At 74.9% G+C, this 25,378-nt stretch carries 23 protein-coding genes and 1 pseudogene; 16 read left to right on the top strand and 8 right to left on the bottom strand.

Translation table 11 applies throughout. The features are described 5' to 3' along the window. Positions 1-1,317 (bottom strand): MFS transporter (locus tag KIK08_RS23695; protein WP_214405441.1); only part of this gene is annotated, 1,317 nt, incomplete at its 3' end. A gap of 69 nt (positions 1,318-1,386) precedes the next feature. Between KIK08_RS23695 and KIK08_RS23690 the strand changes: the two genes are divergently transcribed. Then, positions 1,387-1,974 carry a TetR/AcrR family transcriptional regulator gene (locus KIK08_RS23690; protein ID WP_214405440.1) on the top strand — a complete coding sequence of 196 codons (588 nt, stop codon included), beginning with the start codon at positions 1,387-1,389 and terminating at the stop codon, positions 1,972-1,974. Here KIK08_RS23690 and KIK08_RS23685 read toward each other — a convergent pair. Then, positions 1,946-2,404 carry a DUF2000 domain-containing protein gene (locus KIK08_RS23685; protein WP_214405444.1) on the bottom strand — a complete coding sequence of 153 codons (459 nt, stop codon included), beginning with the start codon at positions 2,402-2,404 and terminating at the stop codon, positions 1,946-1,948. The genes KIK08_RS23690 and KIK08_RS23685 overlap by 29 nt on opposite strands. Here KIK08_RS23685 and KIK08_RS23680 point away from each other — a divergent pair. From KIK08_RS23680 to KIK08_RS23665, 4 genes are all read left to right on the top strand, one after another. Then, the gene (locus KIK08_RS23680; RefSeq protein ID WP_214405439.1) at positions 2,403-3,215 is read left to right on the top strand and encodes an AraC family transcriptional regulator; all 813 of its coding nucleotides are present in this window, start codon (positions 2,403-2,405) and stop codon (positions 3,213-3,215) included. The genes KIK08_RS23685 and KIK08_RS23680 overlap by 2 nt on opposite strands. Positions 3,216-3,256: 41 nt before the next feature. After that, entirely contained in the window at positions 3,257-5,212 is a 1,956-nt protein-coding gene (locus tag KIK08_RS23675; protein ID WP_408004713.1) for a hypothetical protein, read from the top strand. An 86-nt stretch (positions 5,213-5,298) separates the two neighbouring features. Beyond that, positions 5,299-6,570 carry a cysteine--1-D-myo-inosityl 2-amino-2-deoxy-alpha-D-glucopyranoside ligase gene (gene mshC, locus KIK08_RS23670; RefSeq protein WP_214405437.1) on the top strand — a complete coding sequence of 424 codons (1,272 nt, stop codon included), beginning with the start codon at positions 5,299-5,301 and terminating at the stop codon, positions 6,568-6,570. Positions 6,571-6,577: 7 nt separating this feature from the next. Beyond that, entirely contained in the window at positions 6,578-6,976 is a 399-nt protein-coding gene (locus KIK08_RS23665; RefSeq protein WP_214405436.1) for a hypothetical protein, read from the top strand. A gap of 209 nt (positions 6,977-7,185) precedes the next feature. Here the strand turns inward: KIK08_RS23665 and KIK08_RS23660 are convergent, their stop codons facing one another. Together KIK08_RS23660 and KIK08_RS23655 are read right to left on the bottom strand one after the other, a co-directional pair. Next, positions 7,186-8,244, bottom strand: coding sequence for an MFS transporter (locus tag KIK08_RS23660; protein ID WP_214405435.1), 1,059 nt, complete (start codon positions 8,242-8,244; stop codon positions 7,186-7,188). Between the two features lie 101 nt (positions 8,245-8,345). Then, entirely contained in the window at positions 8,346-9,230 is an 885-nt protein-coding gene (locus KIK08_RS23655) for a PAC2 family protein (protein WP_214405434.1), read from the bottom strand. 150 nt (positions 9,231-9,380) lie between these two features. Here KIK08_RS23655 and metH point away from each other — a divergent pair, with 150 nt between their 5' ends. The 4 genes from metH (at position 9,381) to hisG (ending at position 15,137) form a co-directional block, all read left to right on the top strand. Next, positions 9,381-12,983: a methionine synthase gene (gene metH, locus KIK08_RS23650; protein WP_214405443.1), complete on the top strand. Its 3,603-nt coding sequence runs from the start codon at positions 9,381-9,383 to the stop codon at positions 12,981-12,983. 13 nt (positions 12,984-12,996) lie between these two features. Further along, complete coding sequence (locus KIK08_RS23645; protein WP_308257831.1) at positions 12,997-13,683, top strand: HAD family hydrolase; 687 nt, start codon at positions 12,997-12,999, stop codon at positions 13,681-13,683. 185 nt (positions 13,684-13,868) lie between these two features. Beyond that, a complete protein-coding gene (locus tag KIK08_RS23640; RefSeq protein WP_214405432.1) occupies positions 13,869-14,132 on the top strand; it encodes a phosphoribosyl-ATP diphosphatase in 264 nt (87 codons plus the stop codon). 102 nt (positions 14,133-14,234) lie between these two features. Beyond that, complete coding sequence (gene hisG, locus KIK08_RS23635) at positions 14,235-15,137, top strand: ATP phosphoribosyltransferase (protein WP_214405431.1); 903 nt, start codon at positions 14,235-14,237, stop codon at positions 15,135-15,137. 62 nt (positions 15,138-15,199) lie between these two features. On the opposite strand, the gene KIK08_RS23630 is transcribed toward hisG, so the two are convergent. Next, a complete protein-coding gene (locus KIK08_RS23630) occupies positions 15,200-16,045 on the bottom strand; it encodes a helix-turn-helix transcriptional regulator (protein ID WP_214405430.1) in 846 nt (281 codons plus the stop codon). Between the two features lie 124 nt (positions 16,046-16,169). On the opposite strand from KIK08_RS23630, the gene KIK08_RS23625 reads away from it, so the two are divergent. Next, on the top strand, positions 16,170-17,174 hold the full coding sequence (locus tag KIK08_RS23625; RefSeq protein ID WP_214405429.1) for an aldo/keto reductase: 1,005 nt from the start codon (positions 16,170-16,172) through the stop codon (positions 17,172-17,174). A gap of 46 nt (positions 17,175-17,220) precedes the next feature. Here the strand turns inward: KIK08_RS23625 and KIK08_RS23620 are convergent, their stop codons facing one another. Both KIK08_RS23620 and KIK08_RS23615 read right to left on the bottom strand, forming a co-directional pair. After that, positions 17,221-18,039 (bottom strand): thioesterase family protein, encoded by an 819-nt coding sequence (locus KIK08_RS23620; protein ID WP_214405428.1) that lies wholly within the window; start codon positions 18,037-18,039, stop codon positions 17,221-17,223. Between the two features lies 1 nt (position 18,040). Next, positions 18,041-19,063, bottom strand: coding sequence for a RecB family exonuclease (locus tag KIK08_RS23615; protein WP_214405427.1), 1,023 nt, complete (start codon positions 19,061-19,063; stop codon positions 18,041-18,043). 81 nt (positions 19,064-19,144) lie between these two features. Between KIK08_RS23615 and KIK08_RS23610 the strand changes: the two genes are divergently transcribed. From KIK08_RS23610 to KIK08_RS23595, 4 genes are all read left to right on the top strand, one after another. Further along, entirely contained in the window at positions 19,145-19,570 is a 426-nt protein-coding gene (locus KIK08_RS23610) for a hypothetical protein (protein ID WP_214405426.1), read from the top strand. Positions 19,571-19,620: 50 nt separating this feature from the next. After that, entirely contained in the window at positions 19,621-20,562 is a 942-nt protein-coding gene (locus tag KIK08_RS23605; RefSeq protein ID WP_214405425.1) for a tRNA (adenine-N1)-methyltransferase, read from the top strand. A gap of 425 nt (positions 20,563-20,987) precedes the next feature. Next, entirely contained in the window at positions 20,988-22,751 is a 1,764-nt protein-coding gene (arc, locus tag KIK08_RS23600; RefSeq protein ID WP_250557675.1) for a proteasome ATPase, read from the top strand. Between the two features lie 105 nt (positions 22,752-22,856). Further along, positions 22,857-23,258 (top strand): VOC family protein, encoded by a 402-nt coding sequence (locus tag KIK08_RS23595; protein WP_214405423.1) that lies wholly within the window; start codon positions 22,857-22,859, stop codon positions 23,256-23,258. 10 nt (positions 23,259-23,268) lie between these two features. On the opposite strand, the gene KIK08_RS23590 is transcribed toward KIK08_RS23595, so the two are convergent. Beyond that, positions 23,269-24,024: an SGNH/GDSL hydrolase family protein gene (locus tag KIK08_RS23590; protein WP_308257828.1), complete on the bottom strand. Its 756-nt coding sequence runs from the start codon at positions 24,022-24,024 to the stop codon at positions 23,269-23,271. A gap of 112 nt (positions 24,025-24,136) precedes the next feature. Here KIK08_RS23590 and KIK08_RS23585 point away from each other — a divergent pair, with 112 nt between their 5' ends. Both KIK08_RS23585 and KIK08_RS23580 read left to right on the top strand, forming a co-directional pair. Then, complete coding sequence (locus KIK08_RS23585; protein ID WP_214405422.1) at positions 24,137-24,811, top strand: response regulator transcription factor; 675 nt, start codon at positions 24,137-24,139, stop codon at positions 24,809-24,811. Next, positions 24,808-25,378, top strand: a pseudogene (locus tag KIK08_RS23580) (two-component sensor histidine kinase); the annotation flags it as partial. The gene KIK08_RS23585 and the pseudogene KIK08_RS23580, both read left to right, overlap by 4 nt.

Here is a 25,378-nt window from a genome sequence, read left to right as displayed (position 1 = left end):
TTCGGCCGCCGCGGCCACCGTCTCGACCCGCTCGGCGGGAACGAGCGCGGCGGCCGGCGAGCCGGACAGCGCCGAGCGGTACCCGGCGGTGGCCGCCGATCCCAGCACGGCGATCCCGAGGGCCCCGCCCAGTTCGACGGCGGTCTCGGACAGCCCGGCCGCCGCTCCGGCCCGCTGCGCGGGCGCGCTGCCCAGCACCAGCGCGTTGGCCAGCGTGCCGACCACGCCCGCGCCGAAGGCCAGCGTCGTGTAGCCGGCGACGAAGGGCAGCAAGCCGGCTCCGGGTCGCAGCGCGGTCAGCACGGCGAAGCCGGCCGCGGCCACGAGCAGTCCGACGACCAGCAGGGCTCCCGGTCGCTCCCGGGCCGGGCCGGCCGCGCCCAGCGCCGCGCCGAGCCCGGTGCCCACCAGCGTCGGCAGCGCCCACAGCGCCGCCGCCAGCGGCGACAGGCCCAGCACCACCTGCAGGTAGGTGAACGCCAGCAGGCCGACACCGCAGGCGGCGAACGCGACCGCGGCGTTGGCGCCCACCGCCGCCGCGAGACCCGGGGCGCGCAGCAGTGCGACGTCCGCGAACGCGCTTCCCCGGCGCCGGGCGAACACCGCCCCCAGTGCCGCCGCGACCACGAGCGCCGCGACGACCCACGCGTCCGGCCCGTCGTGGACCACGCGCTTCACCGCGAACACCACGCCCAGCACCGCGCCGCCGGCCAGCACCGCGCCCACCACGTCGACCCCACCGGGGCGGGGGTGGCGCGACTCGGGCAGCACGAGCGGGCCGGCGACCAGCAGCACCGCCATGACCGGCACGTTGACCAGGAACGCCGCGCCCCACCAGAGGTGCTCCAGCAGCAGCCCGCCCAGCACCGGCCCGGCGACGGCGCCGCCGGTGAACGCCACCGTCCACGCCGCGACCGCGCGCCTGCGCGCGTCCGGCTCCTCGAACACGACCCGGACCAGCGAGAGCGTCGACGGGGCGAGCGTGGCGGCCGCGACGCCCAGCGCGACGCGGGCGGCGATGAACAGCGCGGGCGTCGGGGCCAGCGCCAGCGCCACCGACGCCGCGCCGAACAGGGCGGTCCCGGCCAGCAGCAGCCGCCTGCGCCCCACGGCGTCGCCCACCCCGCCCATCACGACGAGCAGCCCGGCGAGCACGAAGCCGTAGACGTCCATCATCCACAGCCACTCGGCGGCGCTCGGCGCGAGCGCGGCGGTGATCGCCGGGGCGGCGACGAACAGGATCGAGAGGTCCATCGACACGAGCAGGGCGGGCAGCACCAGCAGGGCGAGCGCGGCACGGGCGCGGCGGGGCGTCACGGATGTGATTGTACGTACGTACAAATCGGAAGCAAGGACGTACGTCCGTCCCATCGCTAGGCTCGCCCCGTGAGCCACCGCGAGGACCTGCTGGCCGGGGCCCGGCGCTGCCTGGTCGAGAAGGGCTACCGGCGCACGACCGCCCGCGACATCGCCACCGCCGCGGGCGCGCACCTGGCCTCGATCGGCTACCACTTCGGGTCCAAGGACAGCCTGATGGCCACGGCGGTGCTGGCGGCGACCGACGAGTGGGGCACCCGCCTGGAGCAGGCGGCCCGGGCGGCCGCCGCCGGCACCGACGACCCGGCCGAGCGCCTCGTCGCCCTGCTCGGCGAGCTGGTCGCCGCCGTCCCCGACGCCCACGAGCTGCACGTGGCGAGCGTCCAGGCCATCGGCGAGGCGCCGTTCGACGCCGAGCTGCGCGCGGCGCTGGCCGCGGGCATGGGCGAGGGCCGGGACGTGCTCGCCGGTCTGCTGCTCGGGCCGCACGCCGCCGACACCCCACCGGAGGTGGCGGCGGCGCTGGGCGCCGCGGCCCTGGCCCTGGTGACCGGGTTCGTCGTGCAGGCGCTCGTCGCGCCGGAGGCGCTCCCCGACGCGTCCGCCCTCGCCGCGGCGGTACGCCTGCTCACGAATGCAGCACGGCCCCCTTCGTGATCTTGTCCACGGCGTTGCGGGGGCCGTGCACGGCCAGCCCCACCAGGTCCAGCCCGGCCGCCGGCACGGCCCGGACGGCGGCCCGGTTCGCCTCGTCGTGCCCGGTGGCGAACAGCTCCGCGGTGAACACGGCCAGCGGCAGCCCTCGGCGCACCGCGCGCTCGTGCACCGCGGTGAGCACCTGCTTGTCGCCGGTGAGCACCAGCACCGGTTGGCGGAACATCGGCAGGTACCCGGTGTCGTCGGCGTCGGCGTACGGCTCGCCGATCAGCTCGTCGTTGGTGGCGATCCCCGAGGCGAGGAACGCGGTGACGTTGAGCCGCTGCCAGGTCTCCAGGTCGTCGCGGAGCACGACGGCGATCTTGGTGTCGAAGCGCACCGACCGAGTCTGGGCCCGCCCCGCCGGCCCGTTCTTGTACGTTCGGCGCATGCTCACCGCCGCGTCGCCGCAGGGCGCGGAGCTGCGGGCGTGGGCGCCGCGCGTGCCGGGGGTGACCGAGGTCTTCCACGCCCGGTTCACCGACCACGCCTACCCGGTCCACGCCCACGCGACCTGGACGCTGCTCGTCGTCGACGAGGGCGCGGTGCGCTACGACCTGGACCGCCGCGAGCACGGCGCCCTGCGCCCCGCGGTCACCCTGCTGCCCCCGCACGTCGCGCACACCGGGCGGGCCGCCACCCACCACGGCTTCCGCAAGCGCGTGGTCTACCTCGACGCCGAGGTGCTCACCCCCGACCTCACCGGCGCCGCGGTCGCCGGCCCCAGCCTGGTCGACCCGCTGCTGCGCGTGCGGGTCGACCAGCTGCACCGGGCGTTGGACCAGCCCGGCGCCGAGCTGGCGGCCGAGAGCAGGCTGGCCCTGATCGGCGACCGGATCCGCGCCCACCTGCGGGCCGCCCCCGATCCCACCGCGCCCCACGGGCTCGCCGACGACCTGCGCGACCTGCTCGACGCGCACCTGGTCGAGGGGATCACGCTGCGCGAGGCGGCCCGGACGCTGCACGCGCACCCGGCGAGCCTGGTGCGGCACTTCGGCAGCGCGTTCGGGCTGCCGCCGCACCGGTACCTGATCGGGCGGCGGGTGGAGGCGGCGCGACGGCGGTTGCTGGCCGGGGAGGCGGCGGCCGACGTGGCAGTGGCCGTCGGTTTCCACGACCAGGCCCACCTGCACCGGCACTTCACGCGGTTGGTGGGGGCCACGCCCGGGGCGTTCGTCCGGGCCGGGGGCGCGGTCGCATAAGTCGCTCGCGTCCGAGAATTTCCCGCCCGGCGCGGCGTAGCGTGGATCTCGTGCCCAGGCGTGATCGACGTTTCCGTTACGGCCCCTACGTCGAAGGCCCCGACCCGCTCGCCCCGCCGTTCGACCTGCGGTCGGCGATGGACGAGATCGGCCGCGACGTCATGGAGGGCGCCTCGCCGCGCAGCGCCATGCAGGAGCTGCTGCGGCGCGGTCTCGGCGACCGGCGCGGCCTCGACGAGCTGACCAGGGAGGTCTGGCAGCGGCGCAGCAGGCTGCAGCGCGACAACCGGCTCGACGGCACCCTGCAGGAGGTCCGGGAGCTGCTGCGGCGGGCCATGGACGCCGAGCGGGACGCGCTGGGGCGCGACGACTCCGACGACGCACGCTTCCGGGAGATGCAGCTCGACGCGCTGCCGTCGGACACCGGCGGCGCCGTGCGCGAGCTGGACTCCTACGACTGGCGCTCCTCCGACGCCCGCGAGGCCTACCAGGAGATCCGCGACCTGCTCGGCCGGGAGATGCTCGACCAGCGCTTCGCCGGGATGAAGCAGGCGATGCAGAACGCGACGCCCCAGGACGTCGAGCGCATCAAGGAGATGCTCGCCGACCTCAACCAGCTGCTCGCCGCGCACGCGCAGGGCCAGGACACGGCGCAGCGGTTCGACGAGTTCATGCGCCGCCACGGGGAGTTCTTCCCGGAGGGCCCGCGCAACACCGAGGAGCTCATCGACCTGCTGGCGCAGCGGTCGGCCGCCGCGCAGCGGATGCTCAACTCGATGAGCGCCGAGCAGCGCGCCGAGCTGATGGAGCTGGCCCAGCAGGCGTTCGGCGACCCGCAGCTGGCCCAGCAGCTGGCCCAGCTCGACTCCCAGCTGCAGGGCCTGCGCCCGGGGGAGGACTGGGACGGGCAGGGCCGCTTCCGCGGCGAGAACCCGATGGGCATGGGCGAGGCCACCCGGGCGATGGAGGAGCTGGGCCAGCTCGACGCGCTGGCCGAGCAGCTGTCCCAGAGCTACCCCGGTGCCCGGCTGGAGGACATCGACCTGGAGTCGCTGGGGCGCCACCTGGGCGACCAGGCGCGCGTGGACGCGCAGGCGCTGGCCGACCTGCAGCGCGAGCTGGAGCGCGAGGGCCTGTTCACCCGCGCGGCCGACGGGTCGCTGCAGCTCTCGCCCAAGGCGCTGCGCAGGCTCGGCGAGTCGGCGCTGCGCGACGTCGTCGACCGGATGGGCGCGCGGCGCGGGGAGCGCGACACCCGCCGCTCCGGCGCCGCGGGCGAGGTCACCGGGGCCACCCGGCCGTGGGCCTTCGGCGACACCGAGGCCTGGAACGTGCCCCGCACGATGCTCAACGCGCAGTTGCGCCGCGCCGGCGGCGACGCGCGCGCCCTCGACGTCACCGACGTGGAGATCGTCGAGACCGAGCAGCGCACCCGGGCCGTCGTCGCGCTGCTGGTCGACACCTCGTGGTCGATGGTGATGGACGGGCGGTGGGTGCCGATGAAGCGCACCGCGCTGGCCCTGCACCAGCTCATCTCGACCCGCTTCCGCGGCGACGACCTGAAGCTGATCACCTTCGGCCCGTACGCCAGGGAGGTGCAGCTCGGCGAGCTGATCGGGCTGGAGGGCACCTGGGAGAAGGGCACCAACCTGCACCACGCGCTGATCCTGGCCGGCCAGCACCTGCGCCGCCAGCCCGACGCGCAGCCGGTGGTGCTGGTCGTCACCGACGGCGAGCCGACCTCGCACCTGGAACCGGACGGCAGCATGTACTTCGACTGGCCGCCCAGCCGGGAGACGATCGCGGCCACCGTGGCCGAGCTCGACCGGCTGATGGCCGTGAAGCCGGCGGTGACGTTCTTCAAGCTCGGCGAGGACCCCCGGCTGGCCGCGTTCATCGACGACGTCGCCCGCCGCTGCGGAGGGCGGGTGGTCGCCCCGACGCTGGACGGGCTGGGTGCCGAGGTCGTGTCCGACTACCTGCGCACGCGACGCTGAGGTGACCGGCTCGTTGATCAGGTGACGTGATCGAGCGGTCCCGTCGGGGAGGTTCCCGACGGCGATCGGCCGCGTAGGTTGGAGCCATGCAGACCTGGGCATCCGTCGACGTCCCACGCCTGGCCGGAGGCGGTCCGCCGCTGCGCCTGCACGACACCTCCAGCGGCCGCGTCCGCCCGACCGCGCCCGGGTCCACCGCGCTGATGTACGTCTGCGGCATCACCCCCTACGACGCCACCCACCTCGGCCACGCCGCGACCTACCTGGCGTTCGACCTGGTCAACCGGGTGTGGCGCGACCTGGGCCACGACGTGCACTACGTGCAGAACGTCACCGACATCGACGACCCGCTCCTCGAGCGCGCCGCCCGCGACCAGGACGACTGGGTCGTGCTCGGGATGCGCGAGACGGCGCTGTTCCGCGAGGACATGGAGGCGCTGCGGGTGGTGCCGCCGCGGCACTACATCGGCGCGGTCGAGGCCATGGGCGAGATCACCGAGCTGGTCTCGAAGCTGCTGGCGGCGGGCGCGGCCTACCGGGTGGACGACCCGGAGTTCCCGGACGTCTACTTCGACTCCTCGGTCACCGGGCGCTTCGGCTACGAGTCGAACTACGACGAGCCCACGATGCTGCGGCTGGCCGCCGAGCGCGGCGGCGACCCGGACCGCCCCGGCAAGCGCCACCCGTCCGACCCGCTGCTGTGGCGGATGGCCCGCGAGGGCGAGCCGTCCTGGGACGGCAGTGCGGGATCCGGGGCGGGCGCCGGCGACCTCGGGCCCGGCCGGCCCGGCTGGCACGTGGAGTGCGCGGCGATCGCGCTCAACCGGCTCGGCCCGCAGATCGACGTCAACGGCGGCGGTTCCGACCTCATCTACCCCCACCACGAGTGCGGCGCCGCGCACGCCGAGGCGTTCACCGGCGTGCACCCGTTCGCCCGGCACTACACGCACAGCGGGATGATCGGGCTCGACGGGGAGAAGATGTCGAAGTCCCGCGGCAACCTGGTGTTCGTGTCCAAGCTGCGGGCCGAGGGCGTCGACCCGAACGCCGTGCGGCTGGCCCTGCTGGCCGGTCACTACCGCACCGACCGCCCCTGGACCGACGCCCTGCTCGCCGACGCGCAGGCCCGGCTGGCCCGCTGGCGGGATGCCGTCGCGCTGGGGGCCGGGCCCGACGCCGCCGACCTGGTCTCGCGGCTGCGCACCCACCTGGCCGACGACCTGGACACCCCGGCCGCGTTGGCCGCCGTCGACGGCTGGGCGGGCGAGGCGCTGGAGCGCCGCGGCCGCGACGGGCGGGCCCCCGGCCTGGTCCGCGACGCCGTCGACGCGTTGCTCGGGGTGGCGCTGCGCGGGTGACCGGCCGGTGATCAGCGTGGAGCTGGCGGCGCGGCTGCGCGCCGCCGGGCTGGCCTGGACCCCGGCGGCCGGCGACCGGTTCGTCATCGCCGGCCGGGGCATGGACGACGAGGTGTTCGTGGTCAGCGAGCTGACCATCGACGTGCACGAGGCCCCGACCGGGCGGCTGTTCCGGTTCAACGGCACCACGGAGTGGGCGCTGGACTCCGTCGAGCAGGAGGCCGTGGTCTGGCTGCCGCACGAGGGCCGGCTGCGCGAGGCGCTCGGCGCCCGCTTCCGCCGGCTGGAGCCGGTGGGCGACGGCTTCGCGGTGGTGATCGAGGACGCCGGAGGCGAGGAGCGCCACGTCGACGTCGACGCCGAGCGCGCCTACGCCCGCGCGCTGCTCGCGGTGCTCACCGGCTGAGCCGGCTGTCGGGGGGGTTGGACGAGAGTCGCGCTCGCACGGCCGGGTTGGACGAGAGTCGCGCTCGTGCACGGCGAGGCGCGCGCAGCGCCGCGCCACCTCGGCGGGAAGCCACCCGACGGAGTGGTACTGGCGCGCCACCTCGGCGGGACGAGCGCGGCTTTCGTCCAACTCGTTGCGGGCGTGGCTCGTGCGCGGGTGGGGAACCCCTACCGGTCCGCGGGCCGCCCCGCCACACCCCCGCGTGGCACGGCCAGGGGCACGAGCACGGCCAGCGCCGCGGCCGGCGCGAGGAACGCGGCCAGCGGGTCGACGTGGTAGATCGGGGTGAACAGCACCGGCGCCACCGACGAGCCGCCGAACCGCACCGCCTGCACGACGGAGGTCGCGCCGCCGGCGTTGGCCCGCCCGGCGCCCAGCACCATCGCGTTCGTGCCCACCAGGACCAGCTGGCCGGCCGGGCCGCCGAGGGCCCAGATCGCGGCGACCATCCAGACGGTCGGGGCCAGGCCCACCCCGGCCAGCACGAGCGTGCCCAGCGCGGCGCCCAGCAGGATCGTGCGCCGGGGGCCGATGCGGTCGACGCCGCGCCCGACCAGCGGGGCGCAGACGAGCCCGGCGACGCCGATCCCGGTCAGCACGAGCCCCCGGGCGCCCGCGTCGAGGCCGAAGCTGTCCTCGAGGCGCAGCGCGACCAGGAACGCCAGGCCGGCCATCCAGCCCCAGCCGACCGCGACCGCGATGCCGATGCGCAGCACCTCCGGGCGCAGCGCGGAGCGCAGCGTGGGGCGTCCGGGTTCGGTGGTGCCCGCGGCCGGGATGCCCACGACGGCCAGCCCGAGCGCGACCACGGCCACCCCGGCGAAGGCCAGCCGCCAGTCCAGCTCCGCGGCCAGCCCGCCGATCAGCGGCGCCGAGGTCTGCCCGGCGGACTGCAGGGAGCCGAACCAGCCCAGCGCCCGGCCCAGCCGCCCGGGGTCGGTGGCGGCCGCCAGCGCGGCCATCACCAGCGGCGTGGTGAACGAGTTGGCCGCGCCCTGCAGGGCGCGGGCCGCCAGGAACAGCTCCCAGGTCGGGGCGAGCAGGCAGGCCAGCGAGGCCACGGCGTAGACGACGTAGGCCACGACCACCGTGCGCCGGCGCCCCCACCGCGCCCCCCACGTGCCGGAGACCAGCATCAGGGCCGCGAACGGCAGCGAGTACGCCGTCACCGACACCGCCGCGTCCCCGGAGCCGACCCCGTAGGCGGCCCCGAGCTCGGGCAGCATGGCGACGGTGACCCCGCCGCCGAAGGGGCCGAGGTAGGCCCCGGCGTACAGACCGGCCCTGGCCGCCGCGCCCCCGGCCGGGCCGGCGGGCCCCGTGCGCTTCAGCTGCCGGAGCCGCCGGAGCCGCGCCGGCGCAGGTAGCGCTCGAAGTCGGCGGCGATGGCGTCGCCGTCGGCCTCGGGCAGCTCGTCACCGTCGGCCTCGGCCTGCTCCTCGAGCTGGCGCACGTACTCGCGCACCTCGTCGTCGGCCTCGGCCATCTCCGAGACCGTGCGCTCCCACTCCTCGGCCTGCTCGGGCAGCCCGCCCAGCGGCACCTCGACGTCGAGGGTCTCCTCGACCCGGTGCAGCAGCGCCACGGCGGCCTTGGGCACCCTGGCCTGCGACACGTAGTGCGGCACCGCGGCCCAGAACGACAGCGCCGGGACGCCGGCCTCCACGCAGGCGTTCTGGAAGACCCCGACGATCCCGGTGGGCCCCTGGTAGGTCGAGGGCTCGACCTGCATCCGCTTGGCCGAGGCCTTGTCGTAGGAGATGCCGCTGACCGGGGTGGGCCGGGTGTGCGGGGTGTCGGTCAGCAGCGCGCCCAGCGTGATGACCTTCGTCACGCCCAGCTTCTCGACGTAGCCGAGCAGCTCCCGGCAGAAGCTGCGCCAGCGCAGGTTCGGCTCGATGCCGTTGACCAGCACGACGTGGCGCTCGGTGCCGGGGAGCGTGGCCACCGAGAGCCGGGTGGTCTGCCAGTCGATGCGGCGGGTGACGCCGTCGGCCGACCGCACGTGCGGTCGGGTCACCTGGAAGTCGTAGTACTCCTCGGGGTCGATGGAGGCGAGCGGGGTGGCGTCCCAGCTCAGCTCCAGGTGCTCCAGCGCCGTGCTCGCGGCCTCCCCGGCGTCGTTCCACCCCTCGAAGGCGGCGATCATCACCGGGTCGACGAGGCGCGGGAGCTCGTCCTCCGCTCCGGTGTCCCGCTGGCGGTCGGTCATCGCTCCAGCCTACGGCCGGGGGCCCCCGCGCGTCGGCTGCGTCCCCGGGGTGTCACACCGCGCCGCCCCGCCCGGGTGTCACTCCGCGCGGTCGCCCGCGCCCGCACTGCGGCGGCGACCGTGGCCGGCCCGACTATCGTGTCCGACGTGGTGACGGATCTCAGCGGCTCCCGCGTCGACAGCGCATTCCTGGACACCCTGGCCCGACGGGTGGTGGTCGCCGACGGAGCGATGGGCACCATGCTGCAGGACGCGGGCGATCGCGGCGACCTGGTGATGGACGACTTCCGGGGTCTCGAGGGCTGCAACGAGATCCTCAACGACTCCCGCCCGGACGTGGTGCGCTCGATCCACCGCGCCTACTTCGAGGCAGGTTCCGACGCGGTGGAGACCAACACCTTCGGCGCGAACCTGCCCAACCTGGCCGACTACGACATCGCCGACCGCATCTTCGAGCTCGCCGAGAAGGGCGCCCGGCTGGCCCGCGAGGTCGCCGACGAGATGTCCACCCCGGACCGCCCGCGCTTCGTGCTCGGCTCGGTCGGGCCCGGCACGAAGCTGCCGACGCTGGGCCACGCGAGCTTCGCCGCCCTGCGCGACGCCTACACCGAGTGCGGGCGCGGGCTGGTCGCCGGCGGCGCGGACGCGGTCGTGATCGAGACCTGCCAGGACCTGCTGCAGGTCAAGGCCGCCGTGCTGGGCGTGCAGCGGGCGATGCTCGTGGAGGGCAGGCGCATCCCGATCGTGGCCCAGGTGGCGGTGGAGACCACCGGCACGATGCTGCTGGGCTCGGAGATCGGCGCCGCGCTGACCGCGATCGAGCCGCTGGGCGTCGACCTCATCGGGCTGAACTGCTCCACCGGCCCGGAGGAGATGAGCGAGCACCTGCGCACGCTGTCCAAGCACGCGCGCATCCCGCTGTCGGTGATGCCCAACGCCGGGCTGCCGGTGCTGGGCCCCAACGGCGCGGAGTACCCGCTGGACCCCGACGGGCTGGCCCAGGCGCTGGCCGCGTTCGTGCGCGAGTACGGCACCCGGCTGGTCGGCGGCTGCTGCGGCTCCACCCCGGCGCACGTGCGGGCGATCGTCGAGGCGGTGGCCGAGGTCGAGCCGCTGGTCCGCAACCCGCGCCCGGAGCCCGGCCTGAGCTCGCTCTACGCCTCGGTGCCGTTCCGCCAGGACACCTCGGTGCTCATGGTGGGGGAGCGGACCAACGCCAACGGGTCGAAGAAGTTCCGCGAGGCGATGCTCGCCGAGAACTGGGAGGACTGCGTCGCGATCGCCCGCGAGCAGACCCGCGAGGGCGCGCACATGATCGACCTGTGCGTCGACTACGTCGGCCGCGACGGCGTCGCCGACATGGCCGAGCTGGCCGGGCGGCTGGCCACGGCGTCCACGCTGCCGGTGATGCTCGACTCCACCGAGCCCGAGGTGCTGCGCGCCGGGCTGGAGCGCCTGGGCGGGCGCTCGATCATCAACTCGGTGAACTACGAGGACGGCGACGGGCCGGGCTCGCGGTTCCAGCGGGCGATGGAGCTTGTGCGCGAGCACGGCTGCGCGGTCGTGGCGCTGACCATCGACGAGGAGGGCCAGGCACGCACCGCCGAGTGGAAGGTGCGGGTGGCCGACCGGCTCATCCGCGACCTGACCGGCAACCACGGCATGCACGTCGAGGACATCGTCGTCGACACCCTCACCTTCCCGATCACCACCGGACAGGAGGAGGTCCGCCGCGACGCGCTGGAGACCATCGAGGCGATCCGCGAGCTGAAGCGCCGCTACCCGTCGGTGCAGACGACGCTGGGTGTGTCCAACGTCTCGTTCGGCCTCAACGCCGCCGCGCGGCAGGTGCTGAACTCGGTGTTCCTGCACGAGTGCGTGAACGCCGGGTTGGACACCGCGATCGTGTCCGCGGCCAAGATCCTGCCGATGGCCAAGATCGACGACGAGCAGCGCTCGGTCGCGCTCGACCTGGTCTACGACCGCCGTCGCGAAGGTTACGACCCGCTCAACCGGTTCATGGAGCTGTTCGAGGGCGTCACGGCGTCCTCGGCCAAGGCCGGCCGGGCCGAGGAGCTGGCCGCGCTGCCGCTGTTCGAGCGGCTGGAGCGGCGGATCGTCGACGGCGAGCGCAACGGCCTGGAGGCCGACCTGGACCAGGCGCTGCGGTCCCGGCCCGCCCTGGAGATCATCAACGACACCCTGCTGGCGGGGATGAAGACCGTCGGCGAGCTGTTCGGCTCCGGGCAGATGCAGCTGCCGTTCGTGCTGGCCAGCGCGGAGGTCATGAAGGCGGCGGTGGCGTACCTCGAGCCGCACATGGAGAAGACCGACTCCGACGGCAAGGGCACGATCGTGCTGGCCACGGTCAAGGGCGACGTGCACGACATCGGCAAGAACCTGGTCGACATCATCCTGTCCAACAACGGCTACACCGTGGTCAACCTGGGCATCAAGCAGCCCATCTCGACGATCCTGTCGGCCGCCGAGGAGCACCGCGCGCACGCCGTGGGCATGTCCGGGCTGCTGGTCAAGTCCACGGTGATCATGAAGGAGAACCTGCAGGAGATGAACTCCCGCGGGGTCGCGGGCAAGCTCCCCGTGCTGCTCGGCGGCGCCGCGCTGACCCGCTCCTACGTGGAGAACGACCTGTCGGAGGTCTACCAGGGCCGGGTGTCCTACGCCCGCGACGCGTTCGAGGGCCTGCGGCTGATGGACGCCACGATGGCCCGCCGTCGCGGCGAGCTGCCCGAGGTCGACCCCGAGGAGGAGGCGAAGCGCGCGGAGCGCAAGGCCCGCCACGAGCGCTCGCAGCGGGTCGCGGCCAAGCGCAAGGCGGCCGAGGCCGAGGTGGCCGGGCCGGTGCCCGACCGCTCGGACGTCACCGTGGACAACCCGCTGCCCACCCCGCCGTTCTGGGGCACCCGGGTGGTCAAGGGCATCGGGCTGGCCGAGTACTCCGGCATGGTCGACGAGCGCGCCCTGTTCCTGGGCCAGTGGGGCCTGCGCGGCGCCAAGGGCGGGTCCGGGCCCTCCTACGAGGAGCTGGTGGAGACCGAGGGCCGCCCGCGGCTGCGCTACTGGCTCGACCGGCTCTCCACCGAGGGCGTGCTGGCGCACGCGGCGGTGGTCTACGGCTACTTCCCGGCGGTGTCCGAGGGCGACGCGCTGGTGGTCCTCGACCACGAGGGGGAGCCGTCGGCCGACTCGCCCGAGCGGTTCCGGCTGGAGTTCCCCCGCCAGCGCCGCGACCGCCACCTGTGCCTGGCCGACTTCTGGCGGCCCCGCGCGCTGGCCCGCGAGCGCCGCGAGATCGACGTGCTGCCGCTGCACCTGGTCACGATGGGCAACCCCATCGCCGACTACGCCAACGAGCTGTTCGCCAAGGACGCCTACCGCGACTACCTGGAGGTCCACGGCCTGGGCGTGCAGCTCACCGAGGCGCTGGCCGAGTACTGGCACCGGCGCATCCGCGAGGAGCTGGTGTTCCCGACCGCCGACGGGGTCACCGCCGTCGCCGCCGAGGACCCCGCCGACATCGAGGAGTTCTTCAAGCTCGGCTACCGGGGCGCGCGCTACTCGCTGGGCTACGGCGCCTGCCCCAACCTGGAGGACCGCACCAAGATCGTCGAGCTGCTGCAGCCCGGCCGGATCGGCGTCGAGCTGTCCGAGGAGCTGCAGCTGCACCCGGAGCAGTCGACCGACGCGATGGTCGCCCACCACCCGGAGGCGAAGTACTTCAATGCCGGCTGAGCCCGCTCGGGGCGTGGCCGACGCACCCGCCGCGGTCCTGTGGGACATGGACGGCACCCTGGTCGACTCCGAGAAGCTGTGGACGGTCTCCATCGCCGACACCGCGCGCCGGCTCGGCGGTGCGGTGTCCGCCCCGGCGCGCGCCGCCATGGTCGGCGGCGACATGGCCGCCACGCTGGACATCCTGTTCGACGACCTGGGCCTGCCCCGCGACCCCGAGCGGCAGGCCGAGGCGGCCAGCTGGATGACCGAGCGGACCGGCGAGCTGTTCGCCGAGGGGCTGGAGTGGCGGCCCGGGGCGCTGGAGGCGCTGCGCGCGGTGGCGGCGGCCGGTTGGCCGATGGCCCTGGTCACCAACACCCAGCGCGAGCTCACCGAGCCGGCGCTGGACGCCATCGGCCGGGAGTTCTTCCGGGTCAGCGTGTGCGGCGACGAGGTGGCCCGGGGCAAGCCCGCCCCGGACCCGTACCTGCGCGCCGCCGAGCTGCTCGGCGTGGACCCGGCGAGCTGCCTGGCCGTGGAGGACTCGGTGACCGGCGCGCAGGCCGCGCAGGACGCCGGCGCCGCGGTACTGGTCGTCCCGTGCGAGGTGGCGGTGCCCGTCGGGCCGCGCCGCGTGCAGCGCGCCGCGCTGAGCGGTCTGACCGCCGACGACCTCGCCGCCATCTACCGCGTCGCGGTGGCGCGTCCGGCGGCATGACCGGTGGGCCGACCGTTCGTCCCGGGCGGTGGCGCCGGTCCGGTGGCGCCGGCCGTCGCGTCGCCGGATCGGCCCCTCGCCGTGCCGTCCGGCGCTCCGGGGACGCCGGGCACAGCACCACGGCGAGCCGGTTGTGCGGTCGCGCACCGCACAATCGACACTGAGCACTGGAGGGGAGCCCCGCTGTGAAGACCTTCGACGGATTGTTCGCCGAGCTGACCGAGAAGGCGGCCACGCGGCCCGAGGGATCGGGCACGGTGCACGCGCTCGACGCGGGCATCCACGCCGCCGGCAAGAAGCTGCTGGAAGAGGCCGGGGAGGTGTGGCTGGCCGCCGAGCACGAGGCCGACGACGCGCTGGCCGAGGAGATCTCCCAGCTGCTCTACCGCATCCAGGTCGTGATGCTCAGCCGCAAGATCTCGCTGGAAGACGTGTACAAGTTCCTGTAGCACGATCGATGTGACCAGCGCGTCGCACCGATGGCGCGCACGCAGAACCGCACTACCGTCGGGTCCAGAAGTGGGACGTCCGGCACGACCGAGGAGAGCTCAATGCTCCGCATCGCCCTCCCCAACAAGGGGACACTGGCCGAGCCAGCCGCCACGATGATGCGCGAGGCGGGGTACCGGCAGCGGTCCGACAACCGCGACCTGAGCATGCTGGACGAGGAGAACGAGATCGAGTTCTTCTACCTGCGGCCCAAGGACATCGCGACCTACGTCGGATCGGGCGACCTGCACCTCGGGATCACCGGCGCCGACCTGATGGACGAGTCGGGCAGCCAGGTCAAGGGCGTGATCCAACTCGGTTTCGGCGCCTCGAAGTTCCGCTTCGCCGCGCCGAGCACCAGCGACGAGACCGAGTGGAAGCTGGAGGACCTGGAGGGCAAGAAGATCGCCACCTCCTACCCCCGGCTGGTCCGCGCGCACCTGGCCCGCAACCGGGTCCGCGCCGACATCATCAAGCTCGACGGCGCCGTGGAGATCTCGGTCCAGCTGGGCCTGGCCGACGCCATCGCCGACGTGGTGTCCTCCGGGCGCACCCTGCGCCAGCACGGCCTGCGCGCCTTCGGCGACCCGATCGCGGAGTCGCAGGCCACGCTCATCGAGCGCGAGCCCCGTCCCGACCGCGAGGAGACGGTCGAGACCAAGACGGCCAAGAACGTCTTCACCGAGCGGCTGCGCGGCGTGGTCTACGCCCGCCAGTACCTGATGATCGACTACGACTGCCCGGAGCGGGTGCTGGACCGGGCCAAGGCCATCGCCCCCGGCCTGCAGGCGCCGACCGTGTCGCCGCTGGCCGAGGAGGGCTGGGTCGCCGTGCGCACCATGGTCCGCCGGCAGCCGGCCAACCGGGTCATGGACGAGCTCGCCGCGCTGGGCGCCCGGGCCATCCTGTCCTCGGAGATCCGCTCCTGCCGCGCCGTCGAGGGGCCGATCGAGCCCACGCTCTGACCCCGGGGCCGGCACGGTCCGGCTCCGGGTTCAGCACCGGCTCAGCCCGAGTTCAGCCCGGTTCAGCTCTGCGCCGTGGCCGGGAACTCCTCGGTGCCGAGCACGCGCAGCAGGTCCATCCGCTCGGCGGAGTCGGCGTCGGCCGGGGTCAGCACCACCAGCTGCTGGCGCTGGTCGGGGGTGACGAGGGTCTCGCAGTCCATCAGCACGTTGCCCACCCGGGGGTGCACGAAGGTCTTGCGGTCGGTCCGCCGCACGGCCACCTCGTGCTCGGCCCAGAGCCGGGCGAACTCGGCGCTGGCGGCCCGCAGCCGCCGCACCAGCGCGGTGACGTCGGGGTCACCGGCGCGGCGGCCCGCGGTCGCGCGCAGATCGGCCACCAGCCGGCGGGCGTGCTCCGCGCGACCCTCCGGCAGGTGCACGACCTGGGCGGCGGGCTCGGTGAACCAGCGGTAGGCGATGTAGCGCCGGTCGCCGTCGAAGCGGGTCAGGTCGCCGGTCAACAGCAGCGAGTCGCGGTTCTGGGCCAGCACCTCGCCGAGGTCGGACAGGACCAGTGCCGCGGCGCCGACCAGGTCCAGCACGCGCAGCAGGCCGGCGCGGGCCAGCCGGGCCGCGCCCTCGGCGGGCGACGGCTGGTGGCCGGCCAGCCGGAACAGGTGGTCGCGCTCGTCGTCGGACAGGCGCAGCGCGCGGGCGAGCGCGCCGAGCAGCTGCGTGGAGGGCCGGCTGCTGCGGCCCTGTTCGAGCCGCACCACGTAGTCGACCGACACGCCGGCGAGCAGGGCGACCTCCTCGCGGCGCAGGCCGGCGGTCCGGCGCCGGGGACCGCCTGCGATGCCGACGTCGGTCGGGCGGATCGCCGCGCGGCGGCGGCGCAGGAAGTCGGCGAGCTGGGCGCGCTCCATGCGACCCATGCTCCCGCCGGCCGCCGCGCCGAGCCAGGGAGCGGCGCTCCCACGATCGACGCTCCGCTCCCGCGGCCCGCCGGGCGGGCGCACGGTGGGATCACCGACAACCGAGGAGCACACGATGAGGACACGCACCCTGGGCCGCACCGGACCGACCGTCTCCGCGCTGGGGCTCGGCGCGATGGGCATGTCGGGCGGCTACGGCGAGGCGGACCGCGACGAGAGCACCGCCACGGTCCGCGCCGCGCTCGACGCGGGCGTCACGCTGATCGACACCGGCGACTTCTACGCCATGGGCCACAACGAGCTGCTGCTGGCCGAGGCCCTGCGCGGCCGCGACCGCGACGACTACGTGCTCAGCGTCAAGTTCGGGATGCTGCGCGGTCCCGGCGCCGAGTTCGGCGGCCCCGACGGCCGCCCCGAAGCGGTGAAGAACTTCCTCGCGTACTCGCTGACCCGGCTGGGCGTCGAGCACGTCGACGTCTACCGCCCGGCCCGGCTGGACCCGGCCGTGCCGATCGAGGAGACGGTGGGCGCGATCGGCGAGATGGTCGACGCCGGGTACGTGCGCCACATCGGGCTGTCCGAGGTCGACGCCGCGACGGTCCGCCGGGCGCACGCCGAGCGCCCGGTCGCCGACCTGCAGATCGAGTACTCGCTGCTGTCCCGGGGCGTGGAGGCGCAGGTCCTGCCCGTGCTGCGGGAGCTGGGCATCGGCCTGACCGCGTACGGGGTCCTGAGCCGCGGCCTCCTCTCCGGGCACTGGACGGCCGGGCTCAGCCGCGGCCCCGGCGACCTGCGCGGCCACCACCCGCGCTTCGCCGAGGGCAACGTGCAGCACAACCTCGCGCTGGTGGCGGCGCTGGGCCGGGTCGCGGCGGCGAAGGGCTGCACGGTCGCCCAGCTGGCCATCGCCTGGGTGGCCGCCCAGGGCGATGACGTCGTCGACATCGTCCCGCTGGTCGGCGCCCGCACCCGGGAGCGGCTGGCCGAGGCGCTGCCGGCGACGGACCTGGTCCTCACCGCCGACGACCTGGCCGCGATCGAGGAGGCGGTGCCGGCGGGCGCGGCGCGGGGCGAGCGCTACCCGGCGGCGCACATGGCCGCACTCGGCGTGCGCGACTGAGACCGGCCGACCGGGCGGGCCCGACGCCGGCGGGGTGGGTCCGGCCCTACCGGGGCCGCACGACCAGGCTCTGCGCCGAGCGGCCCACCCGGCCGTGCTCGTCGAACAGCAGCGCAGAGACGGTGCCGGCGCCGGTGGGCCCGACGGTGGTGGCCGCGTCGACGGCCATCCACTCGCCCCGCGGCGGGCGGTCCAGGTGCAGCGTCAGGTCGGTGTTGACGAACAACCAGTCGCGCACGTCCAGCGGGGCGGCCACCCCGTTGGCCGAGTCGGCCACCACCGCGAGGCGCTGCAGCGGGCTGGGCTTCTCGCCCTCGACGAGGTCGACGCGCTGGCGGATCCAGGCGGTGCCCGGGCCCGGGTCGGTGAACCAGCCGCGCAGGAACCGCCACTCCACCGAGTCGACGAACCCGGGCAGCCAGCCGGTCATGGTCGGCGCGCCGGCCGCGACCGTGTCCGGCGGGGCGGGCGGATCGGCCTGGCCGACCTGCACCGCGGTCGTGTCGCCGGTGGCGGTGCGCCACGCGCGGGCGCGCAGCACCGCCCGGCCCCCGGCCACCATCTCGGCGGCCACCAGCTCGATGGCGCGCCCGGGGCGCTCGATCGTCGCGCTGACCCGGACCTCCCCGGCCGGCACCGGGCCCAGCACCTCCACGGTGAACCGGGCGACCTGGGTGTCCGGGCGCGGCCGGCACCGCTCGACCGCGCGGGCGAGCAGCGCCGAGGGCGGCCCGACGTGCTGGGCGTCGGCGAACCACGGCCCGGTGGTGGAGAACGTGGCGTGGAAGCGCTCGCCGTCGACCCCGTCGAGGGGCAGGTAGTAGGGCTGCAGCTCGGGCGCGTTCTCGGGCACGCGCCCGATCATGTCAGCCGGCGCGCCGGACCGGGATCTCCACCGGGACGCCCGCGGCGATGGTGGGCGCGTCGTCGGCCTGCGGCCAGCCCGGGTAGGGCGGTGGCGTGCCGTCCCACGCCGGGCACAGCGCCTTGTGGCTGCACCACTCGCACATGCGGCTGCGGTTGGGGCGGAAGTCGCCGTCGCGGCCGGCCAGCAGCACGGCGTCCCAGATGGCGTTGAGGGTGCCCTCGAAGCGGCGCAGCTCCTCCTCGTCGGGGCGGTAGGTCAGCGACTCGGTGTCGGCGAGGTAGAGCAGCCGCAGCTGGGCGGGCGCCGCGCCGCGCAGGTGCAGCAGGGCCAGCGCGTAGAACTTCATCTGGAACAGGGCGCGCGTCTCGCCGGAGGGCCGGGGCGCGGCGCCGGTCTTGTAGTCGATGACGCGCACCTCGCCGGTGGGCGCCACATCGAGGCGGTCGATGTAGCCGCGCAGCAGCAGCCCGGACTCCAGCTCGGTCTCCACCAGCAGCTCCCGGGCCTGCGGGTCGAGCCGGCGCGGGTCCTCCAGCCGGAAGTAGGCCTCCAGCAGCGGGCCGGCCGACTCCAGCCACGGGCCCAGCTCGGGGTCGTCGGGGCCGGTGAACAGCTGCTCGAGCAGTTCGGGCCAGGCCGCGCACAGCTCGGTCCACACGGGCCCGACCATCGCCAGCGCCGTGGCCGGCAGGCGCTCGGCGGCGGGCAGCTCGAAGAGCCGCTCCAGCACGGCGTGCACGAGGGTGCCGCGCACCTGGGGGCGGGAGGGCACCTCGGGGAGGCGGTCGATCGCCCGGAAGCGGTAGAGCAGCGGGCACTGCTTGAAGTCGCCGGCCCGCGACGGGGAGAGCGCCGGGCGGCGCCGTGCGGCGGGGGTCGGGGCGGCGGCCCCGGAGACCGGCGCCGACGGTGCCGGATCGAGTGCCGGATCGAGTGCCGGATCGAGTGCCGGATCGAGTGCCGGATCGAGTGCCGGACCGGCCGCCGAATGACCCACGGTGTCGCCCGGTGTCTCCGTCATGGACAGAGCGTAGGCGAGCGCACCGACAGTCCCGGGGCACCCCGGACCGGCCCGGCGCCCGGCGACCCGTACGTTGTGCGGGTGAAATCGTTGCGGGTCGTGCTCGTCGCGGCGGTGCTCGCCGTCGGGGTCGGCGCGTGCGGCGCGGACGCCGAGACCGAGATCGGCGAGGCGTTCAAGGGCTACCACACCGCCGTGCTGGCGCGGGACTTCCCGGCCGCGTGCGCGTACAACGCGCCGGAGGCGACCGCCAAGCTGCTGGCCAGCCTGGCCACCCAGGGCGTCAACGCCGCCACCTGCGAAGAGGCGTTCGCCGTCGTGTTCGAGCAGGGCGGCGCCGGCGAGACGGCCGACACCATCGCGCGCACCGCGAAGATCGACGACGTCGAGGTCGACGGCGACGAGGCGACCGTGAAGTGGACGGCCACCGTCGACGGCGAGTCGATGCCCACGACGTGGGGCATGCGCCGCGTCGACGGCGCCTGGAAGCTCGTCCTGACCAACTGAGCGCGCGCCGAACCGACCGAGCGCACGCTCCGACGCACGAACTGGGATCGATGTCCGACCTGCCCGCAGCCCCGCCCGTCCCCTCCTCCGCCCCGCAGGACGCGGTCCCCCCGGACGCCCCGGACCCGGACGCCGGCCCCGCCGCGCCGGTCGGTCCGGCCCGCGGCGGCGCGTTCCGCGCGGGCGACCGGGTCCAGCTCACCGACCCCAAGGGCCGCCACTACACGATCACGCTGCAGGCCGGCGCCGAGTACCACACCCACCGCGGCGGCCTGGCCCACGACGACCTGATCGGGCGCCCGGAGGGCAGCCTGGTCGTCTCCCCGGTCGGCACCCCCTACCTCGCGCTGCGGCCACGGCTGGCCGACTTCGTGCTGTCCATGCCGCGCGGCGCCCAGGTGATCTACCCGAAGGACGCCGCGCAGATCCTGATGTGGGGCGACGTGTTCCCGGGCGCCAGGGTGCTGGAGGCCGGGGCCGGCTCGGGCGCGCTGACCTGCTCGCTGCTGCAGGCGGTGGGGCCCACCGGCAGCGTGCTGTCCTACGAGGTCCGCCAGGACCACGCCGAGTACGCCGAGCGCAACGTCGTCGCCTTCCACGGCGAGCACCCGGCCAACTGGACCCTGCGCGTCGACGACCTGGCCGCCCACGACGGCGCCGCCGAGCCCGTCGACCGGGTCGTGCTGGACATGCTGGCGCCGTGGGAGCACCTGGGCACGGTCGCGCGGGCGCTCATCCCCGGTGGCGTGCTGGTCGGCTACGTCGCCACCACGACGCAGCTGTCGCGGCTGGTGGAGGACCTGCGCGAGCAGCGCTGCTGGACCGAGCCGCAGGCCTGGGAGTGCCTGGTGCGCCCGTGGCACGTCGTGGGCCTGGCGGTCCGGCCCGACCACCGCATGCAGGGCCACACGGCGTTCCTGGTGACCGCGCGCCGGCTGGCCGACGGCGTCGTCCCGCCGCGCCCGCAGCGGCGCCCGACGACGACGCGCTGACCGCTCCCGGGGTCGGGTGCCGCTGCTCGCGCCCCCTCCGTCCGGGCGCACGGAGGGGGTTCCGCGCGCGGCGCGCGGTGCATCCGGTGCGCGCGGACATAGGATGGGGGAGTGATCGGGGGATGCGCGGGGGACGGTGGATCGCGTCCCGCAGCCCGTCGCGGCCGCCCCTCACGCGGTGTCCGCGCCGGTGCGGGGCGGGTCGCTGAACCGGCCGCGCCGGGCCGCGATCACAGGTCGTCACCGTTACGGAGGCGGTTGGTGCCTGCGCGTCAAGCTTCCGTCAGGCTGAGTGATGGATCACCGGTTCGTCGCAGGGTCGTACCCGGGGTGGCCAGGTACCGTATGGAAACGGAACACGGAGGGAGGATGCCGTGAACCCCTACGACGGTCCCGGCAGGCGCGATAACGGTGACCCGGGGGACTTGAGTCCCGCCGAGGCCGCCGCGCAGATCCGCTTCCTGGAGGAGGAAGTGGCGCTGCTGCGCCGCAAGCTCACCGAATCGCCACGCCACGCCCGTGTTCTCGAACAGCGCCTCGCCGAGTCCGCCAGCCGGCTCGCCCAGCTCTCGGCGCGCAACGAGAAGCTCACCGAGACCCTCCGGGAGGCGCGCGGCCAGTTGGTCGCGCTCCGCGAGGAGGTCGATCGGCTGGCCCAACCGCCCAGCGGGTACGGGGTCTTCCTGGCCCGCTTCCCCGACGAGACGGTCGACGTCTTCACCTCCGGGCGGCGCATGCGCGTCGCGGTGTCCCCGGCGGTCGACACCTCCGAGCTGGCCAGCGGGCAGACCGTGCGGCTCAACGAGGCGCTCACCGTCGTCGAGGCGGGCGACTTCGAGCGCGTCGGCGAGGTCTGCGCCCTGCGCGAGGTCCTCTCCGACCCCACCGCCGACGGCCTGGCCGGTCGCGCGCTGGTGGTCGGGCACGCCGACGAGGAGCGCGTCGTCTGGCTGGCCGAGCCGCTGATCGCCGGCCCGGACAAGCCCGACGTCGTGCCGCTCAAGCCGGGCGACTCGCTGCTGGTCGACACCAAGGCCGGCTACGCCTACGAGCGCGTGCCCAAGGCCGAGGTCGAGGACCTGGTGCTGGAGGAGGTGCCCGACGTCGACTACGACGACATCGGTGGCCTGTTCCGCCAGATCGAGCAGATCCGCGACGCGGTCGAGCTGCCGTTCCTGCACGCGGAGCTGTTCCGCGAGTACGAGCTGCGCCCGCCCAAGGGCGTGCTGCTCTACGGCCCGCCCGGCTGCGGCAAGACGCTGATCGCCAAGGCGGTCGCGAACTCACTGGCCAAGAAGATCGCGGCGGTGCGCGGCGACGACCCCAACGAGGGCCGGGCGTTCTTCCTCAACATCAAGGGCCCCGAGCTGCTCAACAAGTTCGTCGGCGAGACCGAGCGCCACATCCGGCTGATCTTCCAGCGGGCCAGGGAGAAGGCCTCGGCCGGCACCCCGGTGATCGTGTTCTTCGACGAGATGGACTCGATCTTCCGCACCCGCGGGTCCGGCGTGTCCTCGGACGTGGAGACCACGATCGTGCCCCAGCTCCTCGCCGAGATCGACGGCGTGGAGGGCTTGGAGAACGTCATCGTGATCGGCGCGTCCAACCGCGAGGACATGATCGACCCGGCGATCCTGCGGCCGGGCCGGCTGGACGTGAAGATCAAGATCGAGCGCCCGGACGCCGAGGCGGCCCAGGACATCTTCTCCAAGTACCTGACCGACACCCTGCCCATCCACGCCGACGACATCGCCGAGTTCGCCGGCAACCGCAAGGCCTGCATCGACGCGATGATCCAGCGCGTGGTCGAGCGGATGTACGACGAGACCGAGGAGAACCGCTTCCTGGAGGTCACCTACGCCAACGGTGACAAGGAGACCCTGTACTTCAAGGACTTCAACTCCGGGGCGATGATCCAGAACATCGTCGACCGGTCCAAGAAGACGGCGATCAAGTCGGTGCTCGAGACCGGCCAGCCGGGGCTGCGCGTGCAGCACCTGCTGGACGCGATCGTCGACGAGTTCGCCGAGAACGAGGACCTGCCCAACACCACCAACCCGGACGACTGGGCGCGGATCTCGGGCAAGAAGGGCGAGCGGATCGTCTACATCCGCACGCTCGTCACCGGCAAGAACAACGAGGCCAGCCGGGCGATCGACACCGCGTCGAACACCGGCCAGTACCTCTGACGCACGTACTCCCGGCACACGGATCGATCGGACACCGGACCCTTCGGGGTCCGGTGTCCGATCCGTTCACGACCCCGGCGGGGCGCGGGTCCTAGCGTCGCCGCCATGACGATCGACGCTCAGCTCTCCGCGGTCGGGATCGTGGCCGCCGACATGGCCGCGACGCTGGCCTTCTACCGCCGCCTCGGCCTGGACATCCCGGCCGACGCCGACACCGCCCCGCACGCCGAGGTCACCCTCCCCGGGGGCCTGCGGCTGCTCTTCGACACCGAGGACACGGTCCGCTCGTTCCACCCGGGCTGGTCCCCGGTCGCCGGCGCCGGGCGCATCGGGCTGGCCTTCGCGGTGGCCGACGCCGCCGCCGTCGACGCCCTGTACGCCGACCTGGTCGGCGCCGGGTACCACGGCGAGCTGGCGCCCTTCGACGCGTTCTGGGGCCAGCGCTACGCCACGGTGCAGGACCCGGACGGCAACGGCGTCGACCTGTTCGCCCCGCTGCCCGGGTAGCGCCGGCCGGTCAGCAGCCCGCGAAGTGGTCGTCCCCGGCCCACCCGGTGTCGGCCCAGGCGGTGGCGGGGGCCGGGGTGAAGCCCGGGTACCGCCGGGCCAGCTCGTCGAGCAGCCAGACGGTGAACCGGGCGGCGCCCTGCGGGCAGGTGTGCACGCCGTCGGCGTTGCGGTCGGGCCTGCCGTCGCGCTCGCGCTGGTGGTCCGGGCCCCACACGGCCGCGGCGTCGAGCACGGCGGCCCGCCCCGACGACCCGGCCGCGACGGCGCGGGCCACGTCCGGGGCGCGGGCGAGGTCGGCCATGTGCGGGGCGTAGAAGTCGTCGGGCCGGATCGGGGGTGCGGTGACGAAGAGCAGGTCGGCGCCCGCCGCGGTGACCGCGCCCAGCAGCCGGTCGTAGGCGGCGCGCTGCTCGGCGCCGGTGCCCCAGTCGAAGGTGGAGAGCTGGTAGAGCACCAGCGACGGCGCGGCCTCGGCGATCCGACCGGGCAGCTGCGCCCACTGCTCCTCGGCGAACGGCCCGACGACGTTGCCGCCGCCCTCGGCGGCCAGCGAGCGGAACCGCACGCCGCCGGCCTCCATGGCGGCGGCCAGCGGCAGCGCCTCGCCGACGGCGATGGAGTCGCCGAGCAGGACCACCGTCGACAGCGCTGTCGCGGCCGGCTCGGTCGGTGCGCCTGGTCCGGCCGGTGCGACCGGTGGTGTGGAGCAGGAGGCCAGCAGCAGGAGCAACCCGGCGACGGCGAGGGATCTCGTCTTGTTCACGGTCCCGACGCTGCCGCGGCCGCGTCCCGGCCCCTCCGCGGTCGTGTCGCGGTCGTGTCGCAGACCCCCCTCCGCCGCCGTCCCGCCGGAGCGGGCCGTCCATGCTGGGGGGATGGCGGCGATCCTGCTGGTCGAGGACGATCCCCTGGTCCGGCGGGGGCTGCAGCTGGCGCTGTCGCGCCACGGCCACGACGTGCGCACTGCCGGGACGGGCGAGGCCGGGATCGCGGCGTTCGCCGCCGCCGCGCCCGACCTGGTGGTGCTCGACCTGATGCTGCCCGGCATCGACGGCCTGCAGGTCTGCCGGCGCATCCGGGCCGCGGGCGAGGTGCCGGTGATCGTGCTGACGGCGCGCTCGGACGACTTCGACGTCGTCGAGGGCCTGGCCGCGGGCGCGGACGACTACGTCGTCAAACCGGCCCGGCCCACCGTGCTGGACGCCCGGATCCGGGCGGTGCTGCGGCGCGCCACCGGCGTCGCCGACGGCGTGCGCGAGCACGGCGAGCTGCGCATCGACGCCGCGGCGCCCGCGGTGTCGCTGCGCGGCGAGCCGGTGGCGCTCACCCCGACCGAGCTGCGGCTGCTGCTGACCCTGTCCCGGGCCCCCGGCCGCGTGCTCAGCCGCCAGCAGCTGCTGGCGGAGGTGTGGCAGCACGACTACCTGGGCGACTCCCGGCTGGTGGACAACTGCGTGCAGCGGCTGCGCGCGAAGGTCGAGGCCGACCCGGCGTCCCCCCGCTACGTGCAGACCGTGCGCGGGTTCGGCTACCGGTTCGGGCCGGTATGACGCGGTGGTGGCCCGGCGGGCTGCGCGCCCGGCTGCTGGTGGCGTTCGTGCTGGTGACCGTGCTCGGGGCGGCCGCGGCGGCGTGGTCGAGCGCAGGGTCGGCCGGCGCCGCCCTGGTCGCCGCGGCCGAGCGCAGCCTCGCCGAGGGCGTCTCCGGCCGGATCGGCGCCGTCACCGCCGAGCTGGCGTACCCGCCCGACCAGGACGCGCTGGACCGGCTGCGCGCGGCGGTCGGCCCGGGGGCGCTGGTCACCTACCGGGACCTGCGCTCCGCGGACGGTCCCGGCACCGAGCTGCTCACCGGCGACCTGCGGGCCGCGGTGCGCACCGGCGACCGGCTGGTCACCCAGCGGGTCGTCGCCGGGGGGACGACCTGGCTGCTGGTCGGCACGCCGATCGCGGCCACCGCCCCGGACGGCGCCCGCGCGCCGTCCGGGATCGAGGTGTTCGCGGTGCGCGACCTCGTCGACGTCGAGCGGCAGGTCGACGCGCTCACCGCGGGCGCGGCCACCACCGCCGCGCTGGCGCTGCCGCCCGCGGTGCTGCTGGCGCTGGCCGCCGCGCGCG

The sequence above is a fragment of the Pseudonocardia lacus genome, from assembly GCF_018531445.1.
Taxonomy (GTDB): domain Bacteria; phylum Actinomycetota; class Actinomycetes; order Mycobacteriales; family Pseudonocardiaceae; genus Pseudonocardia; species Pseudonocardia lacus.
Note: the sequence above shows the minus strand (reverse complement) of the source record. Positions and strands in the feature narration are given on the sequence as shown.